Genomic DNA, 25,941 nt, shown 5'->3' on the forward strand with positions numbered 1-25,941 from the left:
GGGCGCCGACGCTGGCCCTCACCTGGTACGCGCCCCGGGTCGCACGACGTCAATCGCGCGGCATTACCGGCAGTTCGATATGAGAAGCCCGACCGGCATGACGTGCCACATCAATCGTGGGCACGATCCCGTCCGGGATACGTGAAAAATGGTCGCTGTCGGCCAGCGCGATCGCCACACGCAGGCGGTGGCCGGGCTTGAACAGCCACGAAATGGGCAACAGATCGAAAGCGATTTCGCTGTACTCGCCGGGCGTGAGATAACGCGCATCGCGTGCGTCGAAACTATGGTTCGGCCCGATCTGCGGAATGTTCGCGGGCCCGGGCGAGATACGCCGATGCAACGCCCGGAATACGCCTTCGGTGACGTGGTGTGCACGGCCTTCGGTATCGATATCCTCGATATAGACGAACAGCGCGCAATCCTCCGTGTCGCTGGCCACGAACAGGCGCACGACCGGATGGCCGGTCAGTTCCATGGCGCTATCAAAGCACGCGCTCGTGTAGCAGAGCATGCGTGCATCGCGTCCGTCCCAGTCGCTGTAATAGTCGGAGACGTTCTGCGCATACAGCCGGTTGTAGCGGGACTGGTTGCCGCTGGCACAACGGTAGTCACCGACATAGCGATCGGCCTCGGCGCCCGCTGACGGTGCGGCCTCGGCCAGGCGATGATCAGCCTGAAAGTACAACGTACGGGCCTCGACCTGGGCCGGCGGCCAGGTTTCAGCGGTTTTCCATTGCTCCTCGCCCACCGTGTAGTAGTGCACGGGCGCCTCGTCGGCCAGCCCTGTTTCCAGGCCCATCAGATGTTCGTCGAAAAAACGCAGCGTTTCCGCCAGCGCCTTGGATTGCGGCGCCGGGTCGTGCGCGAACGGGCTGATGCCGGTGCGCGCCCCATGATCCCAGGCGCCAAGCATCAGGCGCTTGTGCGGATTCTGCTGCCAGTTGAAACGCAGTGCGGCGCCGCGCGAGTAGTGGCCATCGAACCAGCCGGAAATCGTATAGACCGCGGTCTGCGCGTCGGCGGCACGGTTGGCATAGTGATAGGGGCTGATGATCGCCGACGTGAAATCCGGCACCGTATGTAACGCGCGATCACGAAACGGCAGCTGGTGGACGAAATCGGCCATATCGAAATTGGCCACATGGTCTTCGAGCGCGGCGTTGAGCTGTGTTTCGTCGACATCGTCGTCGACCGGTGCCGGCCCGTCGAAATGATCGCCACGGAAATAGGGGAACTTGGCGCGATCTTCGGCGGCGTCGTCGTCCAAAGCCTCCATGAGGTTGCCGTATTCCTTGACCAGCCGCCGGCACATCACCCCGCCCGGATACAGCTGATTGGACCAGGTATCCCAGACCGCTGAATGCGGCACGATCGCCTTGACCGCCGGATGCGCCCACGAAGCGGTGAAATCGGCTGCCGCCCCCAGGTAGGAAATACCCGTCACACCGATCGAACCGCTGCACCAGGGCTGCTGGCTGATCCATTCCACGATCTCGAGATAGTCGCCCCGCTCGTTGGGCGAACGCAGCCCGGTGCGCGCGCCGAACGATGCCCCGCTGCCGCGCACATCAACCGCCACCAGCGCATAGCCGCGCGCCAGTAGCAACGACCGGAACACCGCGATATTCGGGCAGGCCTCGGTATCCGCCGGCGCGCCGGGTTTGAGTTTCATACGCCGGTAGTACGGCGTGAAGAAAGCCACGACGGGAAAGCGATCGTGGGCTGCAGGGCGAACGCCGGGCAGATGGACGTCCAGCGCCAGCCGAATACCGTCCCGCATGGACAGATAGCGGGACGAAAGCCGGGCCCCCTCGAACGCAGGCGTTCGCTGCGCCTGCCAATTCTCGGGATGAAACATCGGATCAATCGCCACCGTGTGGACTCCTGTTACGGCATATCGGGATCGATCGGAGGTTGAACGTATTTTTTTGACATGTCAAAAATTCTATATTGATATTTTTAATGCAACATGGTTCATCTCCTGTGCGCGCCGCGATATTCCCTTTTAATTCAATAGGCCGGGTCGGCCGGCGACGCGACAAGCCCGCCGGGACAGACAGCGATCAGCCACGGGCACCGATCCGTAACGGCGGCCTGAACGCCGCTGGACGCCGAAACCGGCAAGCCGGCATCCACACCGCACACGCGACGCTTGACCGCGGATGGGCGGAACCGAGCGGCGATTCACGTTAGACTGATGTCCAAGCACAAACGTGTATCAATCACGCTTAGAAAAGGTTGCTAAAGCATGCTTAAAGTAGGGTTCGTTGGTTGGCGCGGCATGGTGGGCTCGGTGCTCATGCAGCGCATGCTCGATGAGAACGATTACGAGGGCATCGAGCCGGTGTTCTTCTCCACGTCGCAGGCCGGCCAGCCCGGCCCGGACATCGGCAAGGATGTGCCGGCGTTGCAGGACGCCAAGGATGTCGACGCGCTCAAGGCCATGGACGTGATCATGACCTGCCAGGGCGGCGACTACACCGGCGAGATGTACCAGCCGCTGCGCGATACCGGCTGGAACGGCTACTGGATCGATGCCGCAAGCAAGCTGCGCATGGCCGACGACTCCACGATCGTGCTCGACCCGGTCAACCGCGACGTCATCGAAAAGAATCTCGATCGTGGCACCAAGACCTTCTGTGGCGGCAACTGCACCGTGAGCCTCATGCTCATGGGCCTGGGCGGGCTGTTCGAAGCCGATCTCATCGAATGGATGAGCGCCATGACCTATCAGGCCGCCTCCGGTTCCGGCGCCCAGCACATGCGCGAGCTGCTGGTGCAGATGGGCCAGCTGCGCGACACCGTCGCCGACCAGCTGGATACGCCCTCCTCGGCAATTCTGGATATCGACCGCGACGTGACCGCCAAGATGCGCGATCCGAACTTCCCGGTGGAACAGTTCGGCTTCCCGCTGGCCGGCTCGGCCCTGCCGTGGATCGATACCCTTATCGAGGAAACCGGCCAGTCCAAGGAAGAGTGGAAGGCGGGCGCGGAGTCCAACAAGATCCTCGGCCGCGACGGTAATCCGATTCCGATGGACGGGCTGTGTGTCCGCATCGGCTCGATGCGCTGTCACAGCCAGGCGTTCACCATCAAGCTCAAGAAGAACGTCTCCATCGACGAGATCGAACAGCGCATCGCCGAGCACAACGAATGGGTGAAGGTCGTGCCCAACGAAAAGCAGGCCACGCTCGAAAACCTCACCGCCACCGCCGTCTCGGGTACGCTCACCATCCCGGTAGGTCGCCTGCGCAAGCTGGCCATGGGCGACGAGTATCTGGCCGCCTACACCGTAGGCGATCAGCTGCTCTGGGGTGCCGCCGAGCCGATTCGCCGCATGCTCAACATCGTGCGCGAACGCGCCTGATCGAGCGTAACCACCGCCATGGCCACGCCGGCCGCGTTCGCGCGGCCGGCTTTTTTTGTCTCCGCACCCGGCGTTACGAATACGACGTCGGCTCTGGATAGCGGCCCAGCAGCGCCCACCGGCCCAGATCGCGTAATTTGTAATCGATCGGGTCGTGCAGTGTGTGGGTCCGCGCATTACGCCAGAAGCGGTCGAGATTGCGGTACTTCGCGACCGCCGCGGTGCCGGCCAGTTCGAACAGTTCGCTGCTGGCATCGAGGGCGATGTCGTGAGCGGCAACCTTGGCTTCGGCCACGGCAATCGCCACCGCGCCACGCTCGGCCGCGGTAATCGAACCCGCTTCCCCAAGCGCGGCCTCGTAGGCCGTATCGAAACGCTGGGCAGCCTGCTCGGCCAGCGCCTCGGCCGCGCGCAGCCGGGCCCAGACCCGGCCATAACGATGCTGTAGATACGGATCGTCGACTGCGGCATCCACATCCGCCGCGGCCCAGGGTCGGGCGCGCTCGCGGGTGAGCGTACGCGCCTTGTCGATCGCCCCGCGCGCGATACCCACATACAGATTGACCAGCACGAGTTGCGCCAGACAGCTGCGTAACTGCATGGCCGGCGTCTGGGTCTGGCCGGCGCCAATGAGCACCTCATCGACATGCACGGTCACTTGGTCGAAACCGACCGTGCCGCTATCGGTCTGGCGCTGGCCGATGGCATCCCAGTCGCCCCGGATCGTCACGCCCGCGCGGGTGGCAGGAATGGCGGCAATCACGAGGCTGTCGGTCGGTGCGTGCACGGCCGATACGGTGAGCATATCGGCATCGACCGAGCCCGAGCAGAATCCCTTGTCGCCGGTGAACACATAGCCGCCGCCCGCCCGCGCCTCGGCCTGGCAACGTCGATCCCGCGGGTTGAGGGCATTACCCCAGAACCAGCCCGCCGAGATCGTGCCCTCTAGCAGCCGCGTGGCCTGGGTCGACGTGCCGTAGAGCCGGACCGTGGCGACCTGCAGATGATGAAACGCGAACACATGCGCCAGCGCGGAATCCACGGCCGCCAGTCGCCGGACGATATCGAACAGCGAAGACCAGCCCATGCCGGCGCCGCCGCAGCGCTTGGGCACCGATAACCCGAGCAGGCCGGATTCGCGAATCAACGCGCGTTCGGTCGCGGCATGGCCGCCTTCGCGGTCGCGCTCGGCCGCGGTCGAATCCAGCCGCTCGGCGAGTGCATCGGTAATCGCGAGCCAGTCGGTCGCTGTGCCGGTCAACGGGTCATAACGCTGCGGCGAAGCGCCTGTGGGCCACGCGTGAACGGCCGCGCGATGAATGTGTGGCTCGGCCATGACGATCAACCGGCCGCCGTGCGTGGCCATGTACCAGCCGCGCTGGCGAACACGGTATGCCGCGGGCCCGAATCGGCACGTCGCAACAAGGGTGGCGGCGGCGTGCTCGGGCGCACCCGATTGGCGAGTTCGTCGGCCGCGGTATCGAGGCGCTCGCGAATCTCGTGCTGAATACGATAGCCGCCGACATCACGCACCAGATCCGGCCCGCTGGCATACACCCCGCCAAGCACGCTGTCCGCGCCCAGCGCGGCGAGCACCGGCTTGAGCGCATAGTCGAGCGCGAGCAGATGATGCGGCGAGCCACCCGCGGCGATCGGCAGCACGACCTTGTGGCGCAATCCGTTCTGCGGAATGAGATCCAGCAGCAGTTTGACCGCGCCGGAGAACGACGACTGATACACCGGCGTAGCCACCACCAACGCATCGGCCGCGGCGAGCGCCTGGATATAGCGCTTTATCGCCGGGGCCCGGGTATTGGCATAGACCAGCGATCCGGGCTCGAATGCGTTGAGATCGAATTGCGTGGTATGGGCCTGGCGATCCCGCAGCCGGGCGCCAATATGGGCGACCAGCGTGGCCACACGCGAGGGCGAGCTGGGGCTGCCAGCCAGAAGTACGATATTCATGAGTTCTTTCCTTTTTTCGGGTTCGATGCGCGCCCTGCGCACAATGCGCAAGGCCCTGGAATCGATGAAATTATTTGCTTTCAGCAGTGTCTCGTTGATGGAACCCGCCGCGTTCAGAACGACGCCGCCTTCGCCGGCATGAACGGCTGGCGACGCGTTCGATCAGCCGCGTTTTCGGCGTGTACGAACGCGCCGCGATAGCGCGCGGCCGGGTGACTGTCCGGCACGCGCGGTGAATCGCGATCGAGCAGGTTTTCGCGCAGGGTTTCGCCGGCATAGCCATCGCGCAGGCGCCCACGGCGTTTGAGCTCCGGCACCACCCATTCGATGAAGTCCGCGAATGTGCCGGGTGTGACCGCATAGGCGAGATTGAAGCCGTCCACCCCGCCCTCGTCGACCCAGCGTTCGAGTTCGTCGGCCACGGTCTGCGGTCCGCCCACCAGCACCGGCCCGATACCGCCGATGCTGCGTTGTTCGACGATGTCGCGCGGCGTCCATTGGCGGTTCGGATCGGCCTTCGTAAGCATGGCCAGCACCGAACGAATGGCGTTGTTGTCGATGGCTTTAAGCGGCTGGTCCGGGTCGAACTGCGAAAAATCCACCCCGGTCCAGCCGCCATAAAACGACAGCATGCCGTCGCCACTGGCATAGGCCTGATACTCGGCATATTTGGCCCACGCGGCTTCGTCGGTCTCGGCCGTGATGACCGTAAGCAACGAAAATATCTTGAGATGGTTCCGATCGCGCCCGGCGTCCTCGGCCTGGCGACGAATGCTCTCTGTCAGCGTGGCGGACTGGGCAATCGTAGCCGGTGCCACGAACACCCCTTCGGCGTGTTGGGCAGCAAAACGCTGGCCGCGCGGCGACGCCCCGGCCTGGAAGATGACGGGCGTACGCTGCGGCGACGGCTCGCACAGATGAATGCCCGGCACCTTGAAGTAGCGGCCGTCGTGGCCGATCGGGTGCACCTTGGTCGGATCGGTGAACACGCCGTTGTCGCGATCGCGCACCACAGCGTCGTCTTCCCAGGAGCCTTCCCAGAGCTTGTAGGTCACGTCCAGGAATTCGTCCGCCAGGTCGTAGCGTTCGTCGTGGGCAATCTGCTGCTTCAGGCCGAGGTTGACCGCCGCACTGTTGAGATACGAGGTCACCACATTCCAGGCCACCCGGCCCTTGGTCAGGTGATCCAGCGTCGAGAACTTGCGGGCCAGCGCATAGGGCTGCTCGTAGGTGAGCGCAGCGGTTACGCCAAAGCCCAGCCGCTGGGTCACCGCCGCCATCGCCGAAATCTGCATGAACGGGTCGTTGACCGGTACCTGATCGGCATCGAGCAGCGATGTTTCCACCGAATCGCGATAGACGTCGTAGACGCCCAGCACGTCGGCAATGAACAGCGAATCGAAGCCGCCGGATTCGAGCAGGCGGGCCAGATCGGTCCAGTAGTCCAGATCCTTGTAGGTATCGGCGCGGTTGTCGGGGTGACGCCAGGTGCCTGCCGCCTGATGGCTGACGCAGGTCATATCGAAGGCGTTGAGAATAATGCGCTGGCTCATGGCATGCGCCTCACGGTTGCAAAACGTGCCGCAAACGATAGGCAGCGCCGCGTGGCGACGGAAATACGAATCCGCGCTTAACTTGTCAGCGTTTTCGATTTGGCCGGGTGGATAGGCGTTGCCGGCACGTCATCGCATCTGCGTATAACAATATCGCGAATAAATATTATTTAGGAATATAAAATCTGTTCTATATTCCCGTTAACGCTTTATTAGTTGACCGCGATGAACATCCAGCAACTACGCCTCATACACGAGACGGTGCGCCAGCAATTCAACCTCACCCAGGCCTCGGCGGCGCTCAACACCTCGCAGTCCGGCGCGAGCAAGCATATTCGCGACCTCGAAGCGGAGCTGGGCATCGACGTGTTCGAGCGCAAGGGCAAACGCCTGCTCGGGCTCACCGACGAAGGCCAGATGCTCATCGATCTGGTCGAACGCATCGTGCTGGATGTGGAAAACCTGCGCCGCAGTGCCCAGCAGCTTACCCACGAGGACGAAGGCCAGCTCACCATCGCCACCACCCATACCCAGGCCCGCTACGTGCTGCCGCCGGTCATCCGCGAGTTCAAGCAGGCCTTTCCCAAGGTGCATCTGGAACTGCACCAGTGCTCGCCGGATGAAATCGTCTCCCTTCTCAAGGCCGGCAAGGTGGATATCGGTATCGCAACCGAAGGCCTGGCCCAGCAGCGCGAACATCTGGCCTGCTTTCGCTTCTACGACTGGCACCACGCCGTGGTCGTCCCCGACGGCCACCCGCTGGCCGACGGGACGCCGCTCACGCTCGAACGCATCGCCGGCTATCCGCTGATCACCTATCACCGCAGCTTCACCGGCCGCGAACGGCTCAACCGCCTGTTCGCCGATGCCGGCATCGAACCGGACTTCGTGCTCACCGCGCTCGACGCCGACGTCATCAAGACCTATGTCGAGCTCGAACTCGGCGTGGGCCTGATCGCCTCCATGGCCTACAACGAACAACGCGATCAGGGCCTGACGCTGATTCCGGCCGAACACCTGTTCCCCGTCAACACCAGCTATATCGCCCTGCGGCGCGGCTATTTCCTGCGCGGCTATGCCTACAAGTTCCTCAACATCTGCCGCGAAGACCTCACCCTGCAGACCGTACGCGGCCTGCTCGACAAACAGGCCGCCTGAGCGGCGACCTTATTCCATCGAGCGAATAGCAAAGCCATTTTTCAACATTCTATCGACACCACCCCGCCCCTAACCTTGGCACTCGACACCCGTCGCTGGACGCGACAGGCAAGCCCGGCCCCGGCCGGTTGGAGAACGACCCATGTGCGTACTGATTCACAAACCCGCCGGCGTCGCCGTACCCGAGCCGATCATCCGCTCGGCTGCCCTGCACAACGCGGACGGCTGGGGCGTGATGGGCCATACCGCGGACGGCGAAACCGTGCTCGAACGCCACGTGGACGTCGATGCCACACGCACCATCGACTTCCTGCGGGCACATACCGATTCCGAACTGGCCATTCACCTGCGCCGGCGTACCCACGGCGATGTCAACGCCTGCAACGCCCACCCCTTCGAAATCGAGCCGGGCCTGTATCTCATGCACAACGGCAGCTTCACCCTGCCCATCCGGGATCCGATCTATTCCGATACCTGGCACCTGGTGCACGACATCCTGCGCCCTCTCGCGCGTCGACATAGAGGCCTGATCGCCGACCCGACTTTCCTACAACTCATTTCCGCCGTCGCCGGACCCGACAACCGACTGATCCTGTTCGACGCAAAACGGGCGAAGTTCCACGTCGTCAATCGCCAGATCGGCGTGGAGCACGCGGGGTTATGGATTGGAAGTTTGCGGTGGTTGGATGCGGGGTTGTTTGAAGCGCCTGCCGTAGAGCGTGCTGCGTGAGGCTCCACGTTTCGATGGCTTGGCGGGAGTTGAATATACTGTCACCGGAGCCAGAGTCACCGGAACCCCGCTGTCACCGCCCCCCGTCGGATCTATCGCTTACGGGACGCCTCCATATACGATTGTTAGCCACCGAATACCCCACCGAACACTACGTCCAATTCGGCCACTTCTTGCCCATCGACGTTTAATTGCTCGCACAGTGCAAGGGCATCTTGCCGTGACGAGACTTGTGTACAGAACGATTGGGCTTTCGAAGGCTTGTCGGACCCCGTTACTGCGGGTGGGTAGTACTCTTCTATGGCTCCCTTCTCGAGGATATAGACCCCACTTTTTCGAAGCTCGGAAATTAGCTCACGCTTCTTAGACAAAATATCGGCTCGACCGTGATCTTTGAGAACTTCGAGCCGCGGTTTAGTACGCTCAAACAAGAAAATCTGATTCAAAAGCTCAACCACTTGATCGTTATCGGCATTAGCTCGAGCGTCAATCAGTTCCGCGAGCTTCGTCCGAAATCTATTTCTCTGCACCTCCTCACGAACAAGCTTTGGGCTCGGATCAAGCTTCAAGTTCTCCGCATCAATGACCAGATCAAGCATAGCGATCAGGTCGTCACGAATTTCCTTCGCGGCATGACTTGGTCCAAGCTTTTCGAAACCCTCTAGAAGCGTGTCCAGGTCGGCAATCAGGGAAATCTCGACATCGAATCGATTGAAGAAGTCCCTGTAGCGCTGGAAACTACCTTTACCGGAGCTCTTAATCAGGCTTGTTGATGTCGACCTAAAGTCCCAGCTTGGATCGAGAAGTTGGGCTAGGTATGGAAACACAATGAGTTCGCTATCACCTTCAACTAGGACGATATGCCTAGAGAAAAATGCATGGTTGGCGCTCTCGAATGAGATCAGCTGAAATTTGTCCTTCTCAGTTAGGTCGCTTACATCGACGTATTTGCAAACCCCGATGGGCTTCTGATCGGCCTCAACGCTCTTCTTGTAAATCTTGGCAAAAGTCGTCGTCTCATCTGCAGAAAAGAAAAGCGGCGAATGAGTGGTAACTATCGTTTGGTGACGCTCCGAAATTAACGATAATGCTTCGAAGAGGATGTTCTGAGCTCTGGGGTGCAGGTAAAGCTCTGGCTCTTCAAAAAGAAACAAGAACCGCTCTCGTGTCGGCTTTTTCTTCAAGATCTTTGCGCCATTCCTTATCCTGAGAGAGTTGGACGTAGGTTCTTAGGATGCTAAAGGTTATGGCTCGCTTGAAACCATCTCCCTTGTTATCAACGGGACCGCGAACGCCGTCATCAGCGAGAACTGAGGCATTAGATAGCACCGTTTTGATCTCTGGTGGAGGGATATCAAGTTCTATCCGCACATCCCTGAAGGTTTCCTGCAGGTTGGATTGGAGTGTGGACTCAATTCTCTTAACCCTTTCCATCCTTTCGTCTTTAACAGAGCCATCAGGCCCATGGATTCTATTGAGCTTCTTACGCAGATTTTCAAAAGTTTCTGCCGCCTCGGATAAATCCTCTTCGATGACGTCAAGAAGGATGTTCAGAAGTTTGCCAAATGAAGCTCCCTCTTTCGTTTTGAGATCGTCGATCAAATCCTTTACAGCGGGAATGTATATTGGCTCTGGAAGAATTGCCCTGATACTGTTGTCAAAACCAGTAGGCAGCGTAATGTCATCCTGCTCCAGTTCTTCTGACGGTAGATTAGTGACGTGCTCTGTGACAAGCTTCTTAGCTGCTTTTTGAGTCGCTATTGCTGAAATAGTCGCGTCGTCTCCCGTTTCGGGATAAAACGCTTTGAGCATATCTGCGATTTCCTTGCCCTTTTTCCCGGCAAACACCTTGTTGAGGTAATCAGTACGATACTTAGGATTCTTCGGTACGTCCGTTACTACTCGCAGCTTCGAGGCGCCATCTGGCGAGTATCTTCTTGCAAGAGTTAGCTTTTCATCTTCGACATACGACTTAATTTTCTGACGGTGATCGTCGTTAAGCTTGTTCAAAAATTCATCTGTCACACCGCTTATTTGAACAGTGATCAGAATATCCTGCTCGGGGTCATAAAAATCGTCCTTAGAGAGCCTTGTCCCGTTTATAAAAAGGAGGATCGCCTGCAAGAGTGTCGACTTTCCCGCGTTGTTTTCGCCGACAACACATACGAAGTCCGAAAGCCGACAATCAGCATCTCGAAGGCCCTTATAATTGGTCACCGCTAAGTTCGTAAGCTTCATCAGGCCCTCATTCGTTTTCATAACACCAACTAGACGACATATATCTAGCGCTAGATATATAACTATCCATATCTATATATCTCCGACAATACGGTCGACTAGCCCGAGTTCTTTGGCCACGCGATAGGTGCTACTCCATGCCTTTTCTTCCGGCCGACACCGGCCGCCGTGTCGGCGAACGCTTTCGCGCAGCGCCTTCTCGTCGTAGCCGATACCTAGCAGAACCGGCTCATCGGCGGCGCGTGCCATCAGATGTGATTTCCGACTGCCTTCGGGATGCCATGGCCGCGAGGGGCGTCGTATCGGTAACGCACACAAACCAGCCGCTCGCCGTATTTATTGACGAGTGCTTTGGTCGCGTTTTGACCGAGCTGCAGATTCAGTCGAGTTTCCAAGCGCGCCCCTTCCCCTTGGCTTTTTCACGACACTAGCGGATTTCTAGTGCGTGTGAAATGCGCTTATGGGCGTGATGTGCCCACCTGCGCCCAATGTCTAACGCATTTCCAATTGCGCTGCGGTTAGGTGGTCCAAAACGTCCTGCGCGTAGATTTGCCAGCCCTGTGAGCGTTTCGGCCTGATTCGCTGAGCGGTTGATTCGGAACGCGGCAGGCTCAAGCGCCGGAACAGCGGGAAGTGCGCGGCTTATGGTTTCGTTAGCGATGAACAGTAAGCGTTCGCAACCCGCGCTTATCGCTTGAAGAGCTTTGCCTTCAACTACGAGCTGGCAACTTCGAGTGGCGTTCTACGCCGTGTTGGGCGGCGCAATAGCTCGCCGGCGCAATTGGGGCACACGGACTCGTATCGCGTTGTGCACGATTCGCAGAAGGTACATTCGAAGGAGCAGATGTAGGCCACATCGGTGGCTTTTGTCGTGGCGCCACACGTTTCGCAGGTCGGCTTCATTTTCAGCATACATACCCCCGTGGCTGGCAAGCCATGGCGTGGCCTGCTTGGTGAATTCGTTTTAAACCAACACCTGTGCCTTCGTAGACACCGAGCGAACGCGGGGCTATGACTTGAGCCCACTCAACATGTCCTCGACGATGGCATCGAGATTTTCGGACGCTTCGTGGACATCCGGCAGTGCATTCAGATTCATTGCGGCGTTAACGAGCAAGCCGTAGATCATGTTGATCACGAGCGCTCGCGGATACGGTTTCATTTGCCCACGGGTTTGTAAGCGCGTCACCGCCTGTTCGATGTGCTGCATGGTGTGGCGCGTGTCGATTTCGTGCCAGGCGTCCCAGCCCAGCACGGTAATGGCTTCCTGCAGCGAAATCAGATGCCGGCCGTTTGCGAGCACGAAGGCGAGGAAAGCCCGGCATTGGGCAAATACCTGGCCCCAGTCGTCATCGGGTAACTGTGCTGCAGCGACCGCATTCGCTACCTGCTCGGCCTGACGCTCGAAACACACGCTGAACATCGTGCGCTTGTCCTTGAAGTGGTGGTAGACCGCGCCCTTGGTCACACCGGCCTGCGACGCGATCGCATCGAGCGAGGTTCCGCTAAACCGCTGACGGCTGAATAGCCGATGCGCGGTATCGAGGATCGCCTCGCGCGTTTGTTCGGCATAGGCCTGGCGGCGGCTTTGATTTTCCATGGTTGTTTTTCTGCGAATGCGAGCGCTATGATCTGCGAACATACTATTGGTATGTGAAATACCAATAGTATGCCGCGCGTCATCTTGGATGCAACTCACCTCTTGGATCGCGGCTGGACATTCGTTTAAAGCCAACCTGGGCAGGCACGCCATGAACACACCGACGGTCGACGCCTCAGAACAGAAACGGTTGTCCTGTGACGATGGATATCCGATCGCCGCTACGCTGTACCCGGCGAAAACGCCGCGAGGGAGCGTGATCATCGCCCCGGCCCTGGCTGCCGCGCAGTCGTTCTATGCTGACTTCGCCCGGTTCATGGCGCGCCACGGGTTCGATTGCATCACCTTCGACTATCGCGGCACGGGTGCTTCGCTGTCGGACCACAAACCGAACGCGGTGCGGCTGGAAGATTGGGGCCGGCGGGATATCGAAACCGTGATCCGCTTCGCGAAGACGCGTTCGCGCGCGCCTGGCAGTGGACCGCAGCCGATTCACTTGATCGGCCATAGCATTGGCGGTCAGCTGATCGGCATGGCGCAGTCCGCGCCGGATCTTGAGCATATCGTCTTGATTGCTGCATCCGCGCCCTACTGGCGCCGATGGCCGTATCCGCAAAACATTCGAATGCTCGGCGTGTCCGCCGTGCTGATTCCGGCTTTATCCGCCTTTCGCGATCGGTTTCCAGCACGCAAGCTCGGGCTGGGCGGCATCGATATGCCAGCTTCGGCGGCCCGCCAATGGGCACGCTGGATGCGCCACCCGGACTACTTGTTCGCCTCGCGCTTGGGCCTCGATTTGACGGGCTATCAGACGCTGACACAACCCCTGCTCTCGATCGGTTTCAGCGACGACGACATGGCGCCGCAGGCCAATATCACGCACCTACTCGGCCGTTTTCCGAACGCGAGAATTACGCAACGCCAAGTCGATGCCTCCACGCTCGCAGCTGGCCCGGTCGGCCATGCCGGTTTTTTCAAGAAGCGCTTCGAACAAACGCTCTGGCGCGAAACACTTGAATGGCTGACCGCGACCGCAGCGCGATAAGCGATCCCGCCCTGCATATGGCGGCAAGCACCGCTTGTCGCCAGAAGACTTGATCAATGCACAAGTCGGTTATAAGGCCTGCGCCCACTCCCGCGCCGCCATCGCGGCCTGATCGCCGACCCGGCCGCGGTTTGTACCGACTGCCCCGGAACGCGGCAGCAAACAACCGGGCGCGAACGAAACCGACCGGGTGCGCCGATCATCCAATAGCTGGTTCGGCGAAGCGCCGGCCGATGCAATATCCTGAATAGTCAATACTATTGGCGTTGAGCCTGATCCGGGCTCAGGGCTCGTCCACGGGTCTGGTTCGTTGTGCGTGAAATCCTGCCGATCGCGATCGTCGTCATCCTGTTCGCGGGCAATATTCTGGTCGGTCATGCTGCCGCAACGGCCTTGCCGCCGTTCACCCTGGCGTTTTTACGCTGCCTGATCGCGTTGGTCGCTGCCCTGCTGTTCTTCGGCCGTCCCGCCTGGCGGTCACGCAAGCTGTTCTGGCAGCACAAGGGGCGGCTGGCGCTTATCGGCATATCCGGCATCGGTCTGTTCAACGCCCTGCTGTACGCGTCGCTGCATACGGCGTCCACGACGACGGTCGCCGTGCTGGAAGCGTCGATCCCGATCTTCACTGCCATCGTGGCCGCGATCTGGCTTCGCGAACGGCTCGGCCCGGCGGGATGGATAGGCGTCGGCCTGTCGGCGCTCGGGGCGATCATCGTGGTCACCAACGGCCATGTGCTCGATGTGGCGCAATCGCTGTCGGTGGGTATCGGATTGATGGCCCTGGCGATTACGGCGTGGATCGTTTATGCCATGGCGGCCACGCACGGATTGCGCGGCCTGCCGGCGCTGGCTTCGATGGTTCCGCTCACCGCCGCGGCAACGCTGGCCATTCTGCCGCTGTCGGCGATCGAGCAGATCTGGCTCGGCGGTGCAGGCGAGTTATCGGTTCGCGCGATCGCCTCGGCCCTTTATCTCGGGCTGGGTCCGTCCTTTATTGCGTTCATCCTCTACAACCGTGCCCTGCGCACCATCGGTGCGACCGCCGCCGCGCTCAGCCTCAACGCCCTGCCGGTGGTGGTGATGCTGTCCGGCTGGGCGTTTCAGAACCAGTCGATTACCACGGCCCACCTGCTCGGCACCGCGCTGGTGATTGGCGGCGTGTCGGGCGTTGTGCTCGCTCGACGCAGGCCGGCCGCCGGTTGATCGAGCGAGTCGATACGCGCTGCACCAACCGGGCGAGCGCCCGGCCGGGCGCTGCACGCAGCTGGTGAAAACCGGCCATTTGCCAGACCTCGAATACGCCGGTTCCGGTTCAACTGGCGCTGGCGGCAGCCGGCCGCACATTGTTGCCGATGGTTTCGCCGAAGGGGCCGGTGTTGGTGGCCTGTGCCTGTTTGGCCACACGGCCTTCGACCGGCAGCAGCGGCAGTACCAATTCGCCAAAACGCCAGGCTTCTTCGAGGTGCGGGTAGCCGGACATGATGAAGGTATCCACGCCGGCGGCCTGGTACTCGCGCATGCGCTCGGCCACCGTTTCCGGGCTGCCCACTAACGCGGTGCCGGCGCCACCACGTACCAGCCCGACGCCTGCCCAGAGGTTGGGGCTGATTTCCAGCTTGTCGCGACGCCCGCCGTGCAGTTTGGACATGCGCGCCTGCCCGACTGAGTCCATACGCGCGAAGATTTTCTGTGCCGAGGCAATGGTTTCGTCGTCGAGATGGGAGATGAGCTTGTCGGCGGCGGCCCAGGCTTCGGCGTCGGTCTCGCGCACGATCGCATGCAGGCGAATACCGAAGGTGACGTCGCGCCCGGCCCTGGCCGCTGCGGCACGCACGGTGGCGATCTTTTCGGCCACGGCTGCCGGCGGCTCGCCCCAGGTGAGGTATTTGTCGATGGTGTTCGCGGCCACGTCGATCGCGGGTTCGGACGAGCCACCGAAATACAACGGCGGCCCACCGGCTTGCACCGGCGGGTACAACAAACGCCCGTCTTCGATACGCAGATGCTTGCCGCTGTGGTTGACCGTCTCCCCCGCCAGCAGGCGCTGGTACACATCTAGAAATTCCCGCGTCACTTCATACCGTTCGGCGTGATCGAGAAATATCCCGTCGCCGGCGTTTTCCAGCGGATCGCCGCCGGTGACCACATTGATCAACAGTCGACCATTGGAAAGCCGATCCAGTGTCGCCGTCATGCGCGCGGCCACGCTCGGCGACTGCAGGCCGGGGCGTACCGCGACCAGAAAACGCAGATTCTCGGTAAGCGGCGCGAGCGCGGAGGCCACCACCCAGGAGTCTTCGCAGCTACGCCCTGTGGGCAGCAGCACGCCGTAATACCCTAGCTGATCGGCGGACTGGGCGATCTGGCGCAGATAGGCCAGATCGACGCCCCGCCCGCCGTGGCTGGTGCCCAGATAGCGACCATCGCCGTGCGTGGGCAGAAACCATAGAACTTTCAATGCGTCGGTCGTCTGATCGGTCATGTTCCACTCCTGAAAACGAGCCGGGCACATCGCCGGGCGGTGACCACTCGGCTCGTGCTGCGCTTGTGTTTGCGATGGCGCCAAGCTAGCAGCGGTTTTCACGCGGGCTAAATCAGAAAACGCGCATTACTTATTCAGGGGTGGCGGGGTTTATGGCTTTGCGATGAGCAGCGCGCGGGATGGCTGGGCGGCCCGTTGTTTTTCGCTGCCGCGCGATTGCCTTGCCGTTTGCTCGTTCCGAATGAAGGAAAGCAAGGAACAGGCACCTTCGTTACGCATCGGCGCGAAACGCGCCGATGCGATGTAATAGTCAGGCCGAATCACGCCGCCGGCGCAGGCTCCCTCGGCCCGGTACGCGGCCCAGTCCCGCTGTGCTGGGGCTTTGATCCGGGCAGCGGCCGGCCGGCGGTTTCGGGGATGAGCATGATCGGAATAAGCGCGATCACGGCTGCGCCCATGAGATAGAACGCCGGAATGAAGTCGTTGCCGGTTTCGCCGATCAGATACTGGATGATCAGCGGCGCGGTGCCGCCGAACAGCGACGTCGACAGGTTGTAGGCGATGGCGAAGCCGCCGTAACGCACGCGCGTGGGAAAGATGGCGGGCAAGGTAGAGGGCATGACGCCGGCAAGCATGACGGTCATCAGGCCGAGCATGGCCAGCCCCGCGACCAGGCCCCAAACGGTGGTGGTCGACAGCAGCACGAACGCCGGATAGGAAAAGACGATAAAACACAGACAGGCGGCGATAAGCACCGGTTTGCGGCCCACCTGGTCGGACAAGCCGCCAAACATGTAGATCACCGACATCATGGCAACCTGAACCACGATCAACAGGCCGGCGGCTTCGGTGGCACTGATGTTGAGGATGGTTTCCAGATAGCTGGGAAGATAGGTGAGCACCGTGTAGTAGGCGATATTGAGGATCAGCGTCAGGCCGATGCACAGCAGCAGTTGCCGGGTGTGCTCACCCACGACTTCGGCCAGCGTGCCGTTGGCCTCATTCTCTTCCTGGGCGTTGACGAAGGCGGGGCTGTCTTCGAGCTTGAGCCGCAGATACAGGCCGAACAGGCCAAGCGGCGCAGCACACAGAAACGGAATACGCCAGCCCCAGGACGTAAATGCGTCGTCGCCGAGGGAGAACTGCACGACGAACACCAGCAACGAGCCCAGGATATAACCGCCCAACGTGCCGAACTCCAGAAAGCTGGCGAGAAAGCCACGCGAGTTGTCTGGCGAATATTCGCAGATGAAGGTCGCCGCGCCGCCATATTCGCCGCCGGTTGAAAAGCCCTGTACCAGGCGCGCGAGCAGCAACAGAATCGGCGCCCAGATACCGATGGATTCATACGTCGGGATCAGGCCGATGGCGACGGTGCCAAACGACATCAGGATGATGGTGATCGCGAGTACACTCGAGCGCCCCAGCCGGTCGCCCAGCGGGCCGAAGAACAGGCCGCCCAACGGTCGCACGGCGAACGCCACGGCAAAGAACATGAGCGACTTGAGCAGCGAATCGCCGGAGTCCTGGGCGAAGAACACCCGGCCGATGGTGCTCGCGGTATAGGCATAGATGCTGAAATCGAACCATTCCAGTGCATTGCCCAGGCCCGCCGCGGTCACCGCCTTGCGCACCGCGCCGGCATCGACCTCGGTGCTTTGTTCCATGGCATCCGTCATGAGCGCTCCTGTTTCACGCATCGGAATTCATGGTTACCAACGCTAGCCGGAAACTGCATGTAGCACAAATATACCAAGGTCTATAGCGCATCACGGCGCGCCCCCGGGCCGTATAAGAACCCAGTTGGCCTAACGAGACGTTGTCGACGCCGACCTTGATTTCGGGCCGCGGACCATCATCGTTCCATCTATTCGTACACGGCTGTGAGCGCTTTTATGTCGAACTACAGCAAATCTGAAGAAGCTATCGCCCGCCTGGACAAGAACCAGTACTGGGTCACCCAGGAGAGCGGCACGGAGCCGCCGGGTACCGGCGAATACCTCAACAACAAGGAACCGGGCATCTACGTCGATATCGTCTCCGGCGAGCCGTTGTTCGCCTCGAGCGACAAGTACGAGTCCGGCTGTGGCTGGCCGAGCTTCACCAAGCCGATCGAGCCGGCCTACGTCAACGAGCTCCAGGACAACTCGCACGGCATGACCCGTACCGAGGTGCGTTCGATACACGGCGACAGCCATCTGGGACATGTATTCCCGGACGGCCCGCGCGATCGCGGCGGGCTGCGTTACTGCATCAACTCGGCGTCGCTGCGCTTCATCCCCAAAGAACGGATGGAAGCCGAAGGTTACGGCGACTACATCGATCAAGTGGAGGACATCTGATGGCGACCGAAAAGGCAATTCTGGCCGGCGGCTGCTTCTGGGGCATGCAGGACCTGATTCGCCGCTACGACGGCGTCATGTCGACCCGCGTGGGTTATTCCGGCGGCGATGTGCCGAATGCCACCTATCGCAACCATGGCGATCATGCCGAGGCGATCGAGATCGTGTTCGACCCGGATACGATCAGCTATCGCCAGCTGCTGGAGTTCTTCTTCCAGATCCACGACCCCACCACGAAGAACCGACAGGGCAACGATGTGGGCCGCAGCTATCGCTCGGCGATCTACTACACCAGCGACGAACAGAAAGCCGTCGCCGAAGATACGATCGCGGACGTGAACGCCTCCGGCATCTGGCCGGGCAAGGTCGTCACCGAAGTCGAGCCCGCGGGCGATTTCTGGGAAGCCGAACCGGAACACCAGGATTATCTGGAGAAGTTCCCGAGCGGCTATACCTGCCATTTCGTGCGTCGCGACTGGCGCCTGCCACGGCGTAACGAAACGGCCTGATCGGGCACACGCGGCGTGCTTCTGGTTAGCGCGCCGCGTTTTGCTTCATTGCGGTGCTCGAAAAAGCGAGTCCGCAAATGCACGCCAATAAACGCGAATGAAGCATCGCTGGGGCCGAGCGCTGTGCTACAAAGCGTGCTTAACCGTCATCGTCGGTCGATGACGCTGGTTACACACGCTCTAATCCGCGATTCGAAACGAGTTTAGCCGCCCTCGTATTTCGTCTTCTCACTCCGCCTTTATTGGCGTTATTTCGGCGTTCATTGGCGGACTGTTGAAAGAACTGGCCTCGCGATAGCGACCACGAAAAAAGCCCGCCGGCAACGTCGCCGACGGGCTTTCATACGTCTAGCGTATGGCGCTAGAACACCAGGTTTGGCAACCAGGTCGCAATCTGCGGGAAGATCATGATGATCGCCAGGCCCACGATGCCCACCATCACGTAGGGCAGTACCGAGCGGTAGATATCCTGCATCGTGATCGAGGGCGGTACCACGCCCTTGAGATAGAACAGGTTGAAGCCGAACGGCGGCGTCATATAGCCGATTTCCATGTTGATCACGAACAGAATGCCGAACCAGATCGGGTCGAAGCCGAGGCTTTCCACGATCGGCATGAACACCGGCAGCGTGATCAGCATGATGCCGACCGGGTCGAGCACCATGGCCATGAGAAACAGAATGACCTGCATGGCGATAATCGTGCCCCACGGCCCACCGGGGATCATTTCCATCCAGCCTTCGATCATGGCCTGGGCATCCATGCTCTGATACGCCGCGCTGAATGCGTGTGCGGCAAACAGAATCCACAGGATCATGCCGGTGAGCGAGAACGTACGCAGGGCCGCATCGCGAATCAGCGACCAGGTGAACTTGCGATAGACCGCGGCCGAAATCAGCGCGCCGAGCACGCCCATGGCAGCGGCCTCGGTCGGCGTGGTCATACCCAGCATGATCGAGCCGAGCACCATCACCACGATCAGAATCGGCAGCAGTACGGCACCCAGCGAGCGGAACTTCTCCGGCCAGTCGCCGCGCTCTTCCGGCGGCAACGCGGGCGCGAGTTCGGGCTGGAAATAGCAGCGCACGAGTACGTAGATCGCCACCAGGATGACCAGCAGAATGCCCGGCAGCACACCGGCGGCAAACATCTGGCCGACGGACACGCCGGTAATCAGCGAATACAGGATCATGATGATGCTGGGCGGAATGAGAATGCCCAGCCCGCCGCCGATATTGATCGCGCCCAGGGCCATATGCTTGTCGTAGCCGCGTTCGAGCATCGACGGCAGCGCGATCGTGCCCATGGCCACCACCGCCGCGCCGCTGATGCCGCACATGGCCGCGAACACCGCACAGATGAACACCGTACCGATGGCCAGCCCGCCGCGCGTGCCGCCCCACCACAGATACATCATGCGATACAGCGAATTGGCCACGCCGGTGCGTTCCAGAATCATCGCCATGAACACAAACAGCGGGATCGCGACGAGCGTGAAGCTCTCCATCGTGCCCCAGATCTGCGAGGCCACCAGATAGAAGGAATCGATCCCCCAGGTGAAATAGAGAAAGAGCACCGACACACCGCCGAGCACAAACGTCAGCGGCAGGCCAAGTACGAGAAAGAACAGCAGCGCGCCGAAGAACAGCAGGGTCGTGAGTTCGATACTCATGCCGTTTCTCCGGGGTTGCTGTCACGCTCAGAGGCCACGGTCGGCGGCTCAAGCGCGCCCACGGCAATGGCGATGTCCTCGACCAGCTTGGCGACGCCCTGCAGCAACAACAGCGCGGCGGCCACGGGAATGGCGATCTTGAACGGCCACACCGGCGGATTCCATGCCGAGTAGGACGTTTCCATGCTGTCGACCGATTCCCAGGCGATGACGCCGCCGTAATAGAGCAGCGTGATCGTGAACAAAAAGAACAGCGAGGACGTGAATACATCCAGCGTCGCGCGAACGCGCGGGCCCAGCGCGCTGTAGAGCAAATCCACATTCACATGCCCGCGATGGGCCATGACGTAGCCGCCCGACATCACCGCATAGAAGCCGAACACGAACTGGGTGAGTTCGGTGGTCCACACACGCGGCGCATCCAGCGCATAGCGATAGATCACGCCCAGCAGCAGCACGGCGAACATCACGAAAATAAGCAACGCCACCGCCCGGCCGATCCAGTCGTTGAGCCGGGTGATTGCGTTGATGAAACCCTTGAGCAGGCGCATAAGCGACTCCCGCAGATAAGTGCGCCCCGCTGGCCACGAAGGCCAGCGGGGCGACGGTCAGACCAGAGCCCGGATCAGGCGTTTTCGTCGAGATAGCCCAGACGGTTCAACATCGTCTTGAGCTTGTCGAGCGCTTCGGCAGCCTTGTCGCTACGCTTGCCCTGCTCTTCCCAGGATTTCTGGGCGACTTCGGTCAGATGCTGCTGCACATCATCGGGCAGCGTGGTGATCTGCACGTCCTGTTCGGCCATGGCATTGGCCAGGGCGAGCTGCTCTTTGTAGAGATACTCGTTGGTACGCACCCAGAACTGCTCGTTGAGCGCGTCCTTGACCGTCTTGGCGTCTTCCGGCGAGAGCTTGTCGAGCGCCTTCTGGTTGATGATGAATACGTCCGTGCCGGCGATGTTGAGCGCCGGTTTGACGTGGTACTTGGCCACTTCGTACAGGCTCATGCTGGCCGCACCCTGGGCCGCGCCCCAGTGCGCGCCGTCGACCACGCCGCTGGAGAGCGCCGTGTACAGCTCACCGCCGGGAATATAGCTCGCCGAGGCGCCGGCTTCGGTCAGAAAGGTCTGCAGCGCACCCGAGGAACGGATCTTCAGGCCCTTGAAATCGTCCATGCTGTTGATCGGGCGATCGACCACCATTTCGGTCGGGTAGACCTTGTCGGTGGACCAGTACACGCCCTCTTCGGCGGCTTCTTCGCGCAGCATGTCCTCGAAGCCCATGTTCTTGTGGAAATAGGCGGCTTCCCAGACATTGCGAAAGGCAAACGGCAGGCCCGAGGCGATGCCCGCCAGGCTCATCTGGTTCTGTGCATAGGCCGGCGAGATGGTGCCCATCTGTACGGTGCCGCGCTTGACCGCGTCGAAGGTCTGCTGGGCCTTGAACAACGCGCCCGCCGGGTAGAGCTTGAGCTTCACACGGCCATCGGTGCGCTCTTCGATGACGTTCTTGATGCGCACCAGGCTGTCTTCATACGAGCTGCTCGAACTCGGCCAGTGCGACTGTACGCGCCAGGTGGTGCTCTTTTGCGCCAACGCGCTCGTCGGGGCCAGGAAAGCGGTCAGCGCGAGCGCGGTCGCGCCCGCCAGCAACCCTTTTTTGAAAGGTGTCGAAAGCATCGGATATCTCCTCCATGAATGTGCGTTGCAAACCGGTCCGCGTATTCGTGGTACGCCGTACCGGCCGCAGTCCGGCCAACCCGGATGGGCTGATCATGCCCGAATTGAAATCGCGTTTCACGTTTTCATTTTCTTGTGTTTTACAGCAATTTGTGTAGCGCCATCCGGCGTCATAAGGCGATACGCCCCGGTATGGCGATTGGTTGCCGATCCGCGCCGTGCATCGACCGCACCGGTTCCATACACGCCATACCCCTACACCGCCTGGCATCGCACCGCCGCGCGCTCGCGTGGGCCAAACCATGGCAGAATCGCCGCCGGGCTGCCGTGCCTACGGCCCGGCGCGTGGCCGCAGGCCCCACCTATGGCGAGGCCTGCGTGAACCATGCCATGCCACGGTTAAATTGTTCGAGGCGCCCCCGCCCACGCGATACGCAGTAACCTGTAGCACGCAGGCTGTGCATACCCGCACAGCGCCACTTGAAGGCCAGGCACAAACCTGGCGTTGGATAGCCTTGCCATGACCCTACCGAACGACAATCGCGATTTTGCTTCCCTGACCGAGCGCTTCGATTCCGCCCTGGCGCAGCTCGCCGAAGCCGATGACGACACCCGCAAGGCCATCAAGACCGAAGTCCTGGAATGCGCTGCCGCCATTCTGGCCGCCGAGGGCGGCCCGCAGGCGCTCTATGAACGCGTCGCGGCCTATGAACGCGCCGGCATCTTCGCGAAAAGCGACTGGGGCCGGCCGGCGATTCTGCAACCGGCCCTGGCTGTGCGTTCGCTGCGCGAAGGCGATACCGCCACCACCGCCATCGAAGCCCTGAGCGAGCTGCGGCTGCTGGCGGTCGCGCGCCGCGATTTTCGCCACCCCGGCATTACCGCCGAGCGCGCACGCAACTTCCTCACCCAGGTGATGGCGCTCAATCTCGATCTGCTTTCGGGCACGCTCAGCGAAGCCGATCGCGAGCGCCCGGATCAGCTGGGTACGGCCGTGCAGTCGCTCTATCACTATCAGCTCGAGCACATGGGCTACGAGAGCATTCTCGATAGCCTGGTGGCCGAGGTCTGGCGCATTCTCGCCCAGCGCCCGATCGAGGTCGATGATGTCCGCCAGATGGTCATCCAGATCGCCACCTGTCTGTACGACCCGGCCATCGAAAGCACCACCGGCAACGACGATGCCCGTCGGCTGGTGGAATCGCTGTTCGCCCCGGCGCCGGGTTGCGCGGAGGATCCGGGCGTGGCGGTTTATGCTGAACGCCTGCAGGCCATGAATCGCGAAGCCTTGATGATCGAAGCGCTCGGCTTTGCCAATGCCATGCACGATACCGGTCTGGCCTCGGTCTACCACGCGGTGCTTTTGCGGCATCTGCGCAGTCTGCCCGACGGCTCGGGTGATTCGCTCATCCCCACCGCCCTGGGGCTGAGCCAGACCGGCCAGGACGCGCTGCTGTGCTACAGCGAACTCGTGCACACGCTCATCGACGAAACCGTGTTCGTGGAAACCGCACAGGCGATCTACGGGCTCGCGCTGTTACTCGAACGCGGCGTGCTGTTTTCCACGCCGGTCGCTGCCGGGCTGTGGCGCCAGATCGGGCTGCAGCTCTCCCCGGCCACCGAAGACAGTATTCGGTTGGTCTGCGGCGATGCCCAGCCACCACGGGTATTTTTGCTGGCCGGCGTACTCGGCCTGCTCGGCCAGCCGCTGGGCGTGGGTCAGGGCAACAACCCGACCTGCCAGTCGGTGATCGGGCTATCGATGTGGGCCGATAACGACCCAGACTATCTGTTGCAGTTGATCACCTGGGCCGCGCGCGATGACGAAGTGCTCACCCGCTTCGAAGGCCAGCATATTTCCTCGAAAGGCCTGGAAGCCGGGTTGGCCAAGGAAAACCCGCTCGACGTCGACCCGGTATCGCTGCTACTGGTACCGCATCTCGATCGTATCTATATCGAGATGGGCCGGCTGTGCGGCGAGCGCGACGACGATCTGCATCGCTGGATCAACCCCGAGTTCTATGGCTGGTGGGTCGGCCAGGGCTTTGCCGTGGTCGCCGACCCCAAGACCGGCGAAATCCGCGACCACGCCGGCTTCGTGCGGCATTTCTATGCCTGCTATCACCCCTACTACAACGGCAATGTGCCGGTGATTCATTCGCAACCGGCGGGCATCGCGGTCACCGACAGCGCCGCGCGTTATGTGGGCCGGCATGCCATTTCGATTCTGCGGGTCAGCCTCGACCCGGACGGCGACATGCGGGTGTATTTCTTCAACCCCAACAACGATAGCGGCCAGGACTGGGGCCAGGGCATCGTCACCACCACCGAAGGCCACGGCGAACTGCCCGGCGAAGCCTCGTTGCCGTTCGCCGAGTTCGCCTCACGGTTGTTCGTGTATCACTACGACCCGCTCGAGCACGGCAACGCCGATGCCGTCACCGACGACGAGATTGCGCACGTGATCCAACTCGCCCACGACAGCTGGGGCAAGGAATTCGACACCGACTAACACCGTGCTTGATGAGGCAGGCCACGGAGTTGTCTACGCTCAAGCAGGCAGGTTGTTGTCCGCCAATGAACGCCAAGACACGCGAATATCGCCAAAAGACAGAGGGCTGACAGCGTCGGGGGTTCGCGCTGCCCGCGTGGTGAGCGAGCGCCGTCGGCGCGTCCCCGCTTTCATCTGCGTGAATCTGTGTCGATCTGCGGAGACGGTTTGAGAAATACAGCCCGTGGTGTGAAACCATGCGCGGGGCCCGGCGGCTCCCGAGGGGCAGGTGTGTCTTGATTTGGCTGCGCTCAAGCAGGCAGGTTGTCCGCCAAAGGAACACGCAGGCACGCCCCTAAGGCGAAGACAGATCGTTCGAACGCCCGAGGGTCTAATAGTCATGCCGCTTGCTGAACTTTGTAAATCGTTCAAGAAGCCGCTTGAGCGTTCGCGCCGCCGAGGATCAAACGGCCTATGAGCCAGACGCCCCGCAAGCCCGCCCGTTCCAGGCCCGCCGGGCGCCGCCGCAAACCGGTCCGCAAGCCCGCACCGCGGCCCGACACACCGCGTCTTATCGCCTTCAACAAACCGTTTCGGGTACTCACCCAGTTCACCGACGGCAACGGCCGCGCCACACTCGCCGACTATATCGACTTGCCGGGTGTGTATCCGGCGGGACGGCTCGATCGCGACAGCGAAGGGCTTTTGTTGCTGACCAACGACGGCCGGCTACAGGCCCGTATCGCCGACCCGAAACACAAGCTCGCCAAGACGTATTGGGTCCAGGTCGACGGCGAAGCATCAAACGACCAGCTCGAGGCCCTGCGCGCCGGGCCCATGCTCAAGGACGGCCCCACCCAGTCGGCCGAGGTCGCGATGATCGCCGAGCCCGCGTTGTGGCCGCGCGATCCGCCGGTACGCTATCGCAAGAACGTGCCGACGACCTGGCTGGAAATCACCATTTGCGAAGGCCGTAACCGCCAGGTCCGACGGATGACCGCCGCCGTGGGCCTACCCACCCTGCGCCTGGTACGCGTACGTATCGGCGACTGGTCGCTGGATGGGCTGGAAAGCGGCCAGTGGCGTGAGCTCGCGCCCACGCTGACGTAGT

Annotated in this window: 23 protein-coding genes; 9 read left to right on the forward strand and 14 right to left on the reverse strand. The window is 61.3% G+C overall.

What is annotated here, in order from left to right; all coding sequences use genetic code 11:
• Positions 1 to 49: 49 nt before the first annotated feature.
• Complete coding sequence (locus tag S4A8_RS01645) at positions 50 to 1,876, reverse strand: CocE/NonD family hydrolase (protein ID WP_353218766.1); 1,827 nt, start codon at positions 1,874 to 1,876, stop codon at positions 50 to 52.
• A 375-nt stretch (positions 1,877 to 2,251) separates the two neighbouring features.
• Here S4A8_RS01645 and asd point away from each other — a divergent pair, with 375 nt between their 5' ends.
• Positions 2,252 to 3,370 (forward strand): aspartate-semialdehyde dehydrogenase, encoded by a 1,119-nt coding sequence (gene asd, locus S4A8_RS01650; RefSeq protein ID WP_353218767.1) that lies wholly within the window; start codon positions 2,252 to 2,254, stop codon positions 3,368 to 3,370.
• Between the two features lie 73 nt (positions 3,371 to 3,443).
• Here the strand turns inward: asd and S4A8_RS01655 are convergent, their stop codons facing one another.
• The 3 genes from S4A8_RS01655 to S4A8_RS01665 all read right to left on the reverse strand — a co-directional run bounded on the left by S4A8_RS01655 (position 3,444) and on the right by S4A8_RS01665 (position 6,888).
• The gene (locus S4A8_RS01655) at positions 3,444 to 4,736 is read right to left on the reverse strand and encodes an acyl-CoA dehydrogenase family protein (RefSeq protein WP_353218768.1); all 1,293 of its coding nucleotides are present in this window, start codon (positions 4,734 to 4,736) and stop codon (positions 3,444 to 3,446) included.
• Positions 4,712 to 5,335, reverse strand: coding sequence for an NADPH-dependent FMN reductase (gene ssuE / locus S4A8_RS01660; protein ID WP_353218769.1), 624 nt, complete (start codon positions 5,333 to 5,335; stop codon positions 4,712 to 4,714). Before ssuE ends, S4A8_RS01655 begins: the two co-directional genes overlap by 25 nt.
• 113 nt (positions 5,336 to 5,448) lie before the next feature.
• A complete protein-coding gene (locus S4A8_RS01665) occupies positions 5,449 to 6,888 on the reverse strand; it encodes an LLM class flavin-dependent oxidoreductase (protein ID WP_353218770.1) in 1,440 nt (479 codons plus the stop codon).
• Between the two features lie 225 nt (positions 6,889 to 7,113).
• Here S4A8_RS01665 and S4A8_RS01670 point away from each other — a divergent pair, with 225 nt between their 5' ends.
• Positions 7,114 to 8,046: a CysB family HTH-type transcriptional regulator gene (locus S4A8_RS01670; protein WP_353218771.1), complete on the forward strand. Its 933-nt coding sequence runs from the start codon at positions 7,114 to 7,116 to the stop codon at positions 8,044 to 8,046.
• A gap of 142 nt (positions 8,047 to 8,188) precedes the next feature.
• Entirely contained in the window at positions 8,189 to 8,776 is a 588-nt protein-coding gene (locus S4A8_RS01675) for a hypothetical protein (protein ID WP_353218772.1), read from the forward strand.
• Between the two features lie 125 nt (positions 8,777 to 8,901).
• On the opposite strand, the gene S4A8_RS01680 is transcribed toward S4A8_RS01675, so the two are convergent.
• The 5 genes from S4A8_RS01680 to S4A8_RS01700 all read right to left on the reverse strand — a co-directional run bounded on the left by S4A8_RS01680 (position 8,902) and on the right by S4A8_RS01700 (position 12,614).
• Complete coding sequence (locus S4A8_RS01680) at positions 8,902 to 9,930, reverse strand: ATP-dependent nuclease (RefSeq protein ID WP_353218773.1); 1,029 nt, start codon at positions 9,928 to 9,930, stop codon at positions 8,902 to 8,904.
• Positions 9,917 to 11,035 (reverse strand): AAA family ATPase, encoded by a 1,119-nt coding sequence (locus tag S4A8_RS01685; RefSeq protein ID WP_353218774.1) that lies wholly within the window; start codon positions 11,033 to 11,035, stop codon positions 9,917 to 9,919. The genes S4A8_RS01680 and S4A8_RS01685 overlap by 14 nt, the downstream gene beginning before the upstream one ends.
• A gap of 51 nt (positions 11,036 to 11,086) precedes the next feature.
• A complete protein-coding gene (locus tag S4A8_RS01690) occupies positions 11,087 to 11,263 on the reverse strand; it encodes a hypothetical protein (RefSeq protein WP_353218775.1) in 177 nt (58 codons plus the stop codon).
• A 465-nt stretch (positions 11,264 to 11,728) separates the two neighbouring features.
• Positions 11,729 to 11,926, reverse strand: coding sequence for a DUF1272 domain-containing protein (locus S4A8_RS01695; RefSeq protein WP_353218776.1), 198 nt, complete (start codon positions 11,924 to 11,926; stop codon positions 11,729 to 11,731).
• Between the two features lie 97 nt (positions 11,927 to 12,023).
• Positions 12,024 to 12,614, reverse strand: coding sequence for a TetR/AcrR family transcriptional regulator (locus tag S4A8_RS01700; protein ID WP_353218777.1), 591 nt, complete (start codon positions 12,612 to 12,614; stop codon positions 12,024 to 12,026).
• Positions 12,615 to 12,765: 151 nt separating this feature from the next.
• On the opposite strand from S4A8_RS01700, the gene S4A8_RS01705 reads away from it, so the two are divergent.
• Positions 12,766 to 13,659 (forward strand): alpha/beta hydrolase family protein, encoded by an 894-nt coding sequence (locus S4A8_RS01705; protein WP_353218778.1) that lies wholly within the window; start codon positions 12,766 to 12,768, stop codon positions 13,657 to 13,659.
• A 312-nt stretch (positions 13,660 to 13,971) separates the two neighbouring features.
• On the forward strand, positions 13,972 to 14,862 hold the full coding sequence (locus tag S4A8_RS01710; RefSeq protein WP_353218779.1) for a DMT family transporter: 891 nt from the start codon (positions 13,972 to 13,974) through the stop codon (positions 14,860 to 14,862).
• Between the two features lie 109 nt (positions 14,863 to 14,971).
• Here S4A8_RS01710 and ssuD read toward each other — a convergent pair whose 3' ends face one another.
• Complete coding sequence (gene ssuD / locus S4A8_RS01715) at positions 14,972 to 16,141, reverse strand: FMNH2-dependent alkanesulfonate monooxygenase (RefSeq protein ID WP_353218780.1); 1,170 nt, start codon at positions 16,139 to 16,141, stop codon at positions 14,972 to 14,974.
• A 320-nt stretch (positions 16,142 to 16,461) separates the two neighbouring features.
• Entirely contained in the window at positions 16,462 to 17,820 is a 1,359-nt protein-coding gene (locus tag S4A8_RS01720) for an MFS transporter (RefSeq protein WP_353218781.1), read from the reverse strand.
• Between the two features lie 216 nt (positions 17,821 to 18,036).
• On the opposite strand from S4A8_RS01720, the gene msrB reads away from it, so the two are divergent.
• Positions 18,037 to 18,483, forward strand: a complete 447-nt coding sequence (msrB, locus tag S4A8_RS01725) for a peptide-methionine (R)-S-oxide reductase MsrB (RefSeq protein WP_353218929.1) — start codon at positions 18,037 to 18,039, stop codon at positions 18,481 to 18,483.
• Complete coding sequence (msrA, locus tag S4A8_RS01730; RefSeq protein WP_353218782.1) at positions 18,483 to 18,992, forward strand: peptide-methionine (S)-S-oxide reductase MsrA; 510 nt, start codon at positions 18,483 to 18,485, stop codon at positions 18,990 to 18,992. The genes msrB and msrA overlap by 1 nt, the downstream gene beginning before the upstream one ends.
• A gap of 361 nt (positions 18,993 to 19,353) precedes the next feature.
• Here the strand turns inward: msrA and S4A8_RS01735 are convergent, their stop codons facing one another.
• The 3 genes from S4A8_RS01735 to dctP all read right to left on the reverse strand — a co-directional run bounded on the left by S4A8_RS01735 (position 19,354) and on the right by dctP (position 22,339).
• Positions 19,354 to 20,664 (reverse strand): TRAP transporter large permease, encoded by a 1,311-nt coding sequence (locus tag S4A8_RS01735; protein WP_353180835.1) that lies wholly within the window; start codon positions 20,662 to 20,664, stop codon positions 19,354 to 19,356.
• Complete coding sequence (locus tag S4A8_RS01740) at positions 20,661 to 21,215, reverse strand: TRAP transporter small permease subunit (RefSeq protein ID WP_353218783.1); 555 nt, start codon at positions 21,213 to 21,215, stop codon at positions 20,661 to 20,663. The genes S4A8_RS01735 and S4A8_RS01740 overlap by 4 nt, the downstream gene beginning before the upstream one ends.
• A 74-nt stretch (positions 21,216 to 21,289) precedes the next feature.
• Positions 21,290 to 22,339, reverse strand: coding sequence for a TRAP transporter substrate-binding protein DctP (dctP, locus tag S4A8_RS01745; protein WP_353180837.1), 1,050 nt, complete (start codon positions 22,337 to 22,339; stop codon positions 21,290 to 21,292).
• Between the two features lie 520 nt (positions 22,340 to 22,859).
• Between dctP and S4A8_RS01750 the strand changes: the two genes are divergently transcribed.
• Both S4A8_RS01750 and S4A8_RS01755 read left to right on the forward strand, forming a co-directional pair.
• Positions 22,860 to 24,851, forward strand: a complete 1,992-nt coding sequence (locus S4A8_RS01750) for a hypothetical protein (RefSeq protein WP_353218784.1) — start codon at positions 22,860 to 22,862, stop codon at positions 24,849 to 24,851.
• A 453-nt stretch (positions 24,852 to 25,304) separates the two neighbouring features.
• Entirely contained in the window at positions 25,305 to 25,940 is a 636-nt protein-coding gene (locus S4A8_RS01755; RefSeq protein WP_353218785.1) for a pseudouridine synthase, read from the forward strand.
• Position 25,941: the final 1 nt, after the last annotated feature.

Origin of the sequence: Salinisphaera sp. S4-8, assembly GCF_040361235.1 — a bacterium.
Lineage (GTDB): Bacteria > Pseudomonadota > Gammaproteobacteria > Nevskiales > Salinisphaeraceae > Salinisphaera.

Excerpts from the sequence above, each read along its gene's own strand:
- ssuE (WP_353218769.1), bottom strand. The coding sequence starts at position 5,335 with ATGAATATCGTACTTCTGGCTGGCAGCCCCAGCTCGCCCTCGCGTGTG.
- S4A8_RS01755 (WP_353218785.1), top strand. The coding sequence starts at position 25,305 with ATGAGCCAGACGCCCCGCAAGCCCGCCCGTTCCAGGCCCGCCGGGCGC.
- S4A8_RS01705 (WP_353218778.1), top strand. The coding sequence starts at position 12,766 with ATGAACACACCGACGGTCGACGCCTCAGAACAGAAACGGTTGTCCTGT.
- S4A8_RS01665 (WP_353218770.1), bottom strand. The coding sequence starts at position 6,888 with ATGAGCCAGCGCATTATTCTCAACGCCTTCGATATGACCTGCGTCAGC.
- msrA (WP_353218782.1), top strand. The coding sequence starts at position 18,483 with ATGGCGACCGAAAAGGCAATTCTGGCCGGCGGCTGCTTCTGGGGCATG.
- S4A8_RS01670 (WP_353218771.1), top strand. The coding sequence starts at position 7,114 with ATGAACATCCAGCAACTACGCCTCATACACGAGACGGTGCGCCAGCAA.
- S4A8_RS01735 (WP_353180835.1), bottom strand. The coding sequence starts at position 20,664 with ATGAGTATCGAACTCACGACCCTGCTGTTCTTCGGCGCGCTGCTGTTC.
- S4A8_RS01720 (WP_353218781.1), bottom strand. The coding sequence starts at position 17,820 with ATGACGGATGCCATGGAACAAAGCACCGAGGTCGATGCCGGCGCGGTG.
- S4A8_RS01750 (WP_353218784.1), top strand. The coding sequence starts at position 22,860 with ATGACCCTACCGAACGACAATCGCGATTTTGCTTCCCTGACCGAGCGC.
- S4A8_RS01695 (WP_353218776.1), bottom strand. The coding sequence starts at position 11,926 with ATGCTGAAAATGAAGCCGACCTGCGAAACGTGTGGCGCCACGACAAAA.
- ssuD (WP_353218780.1), bottom strand. The coding sequence starts at position 16,141 with ATGACCGATCAGACGACCGACGCATTGAAAGTTCTATGGTTTCTGCCC.
- S4A8_RS01700 (WP_353218777.1), bottom strand. The coding sequence starts at position 12,614 with ATGGAAAATCAAAGCCGCCGCCAGGCCTATGCCGAACAAACGCGCGAG.
- msrB (WP_353218929.1), top strand. The coding sequence starts at position 18,037 with ATGTCGAACTACAGCAAATCTGAAGAAGCTATCGCCCGCCTGGACAAG.
- S4A8_RS01655 (WP_353218768.1), bottom strand. The coding sequence starts at position 4,736 with ATGGCCACGCACGGCGGCCGGTTGATCGTCATGGCCGAGCCACACATT.
- dctP (WP_353180837.1), bottom strand. The coding sequence starts at position 22,339 with ATGCTTTCGACACCTTTCAAAAAAGGGTTGCTGGCGGGCGCGACCGCG.
- S4A8_RS01740 (WP_353218783.1), bottom strand. The coding sequence starts at position 21,215 with ATGCGCCTGCTCAAGGGTTTCATCAACGCAATCACCCGGCTCAACGAC.
- S4A8_RS01690 (WP_353218775.1), bottom strand. The coding sequence starts at position 11,263 with ATGGCACGCGCCGCCGATGAGCCGGTTCTGCTAGGTATCGGCTACGAC.
- S4A8_RS01685 (WP_353218774.1), bottom strand. The coding sequence starts at position 11,035 with ATGAAAACGAATGAGGGCCTGATGAAGCTTACGAACTTAGCGGTGACC.
- S4A8_RS01675 (WP_353218772.1), top strand. The coding sequence starts at position 8,189 with ATGTGCGTACTGATTCACAAACCCGCCGGCGTCGCCGTACCCGAGCCG.
- asd (WP_353218767.1), top strand. The coding sequence starts at position 2,252 with ATGCTTAAAGTAGGGTTCGTTGGTTGGCGCGGCATGGTGGGCTCGGTG.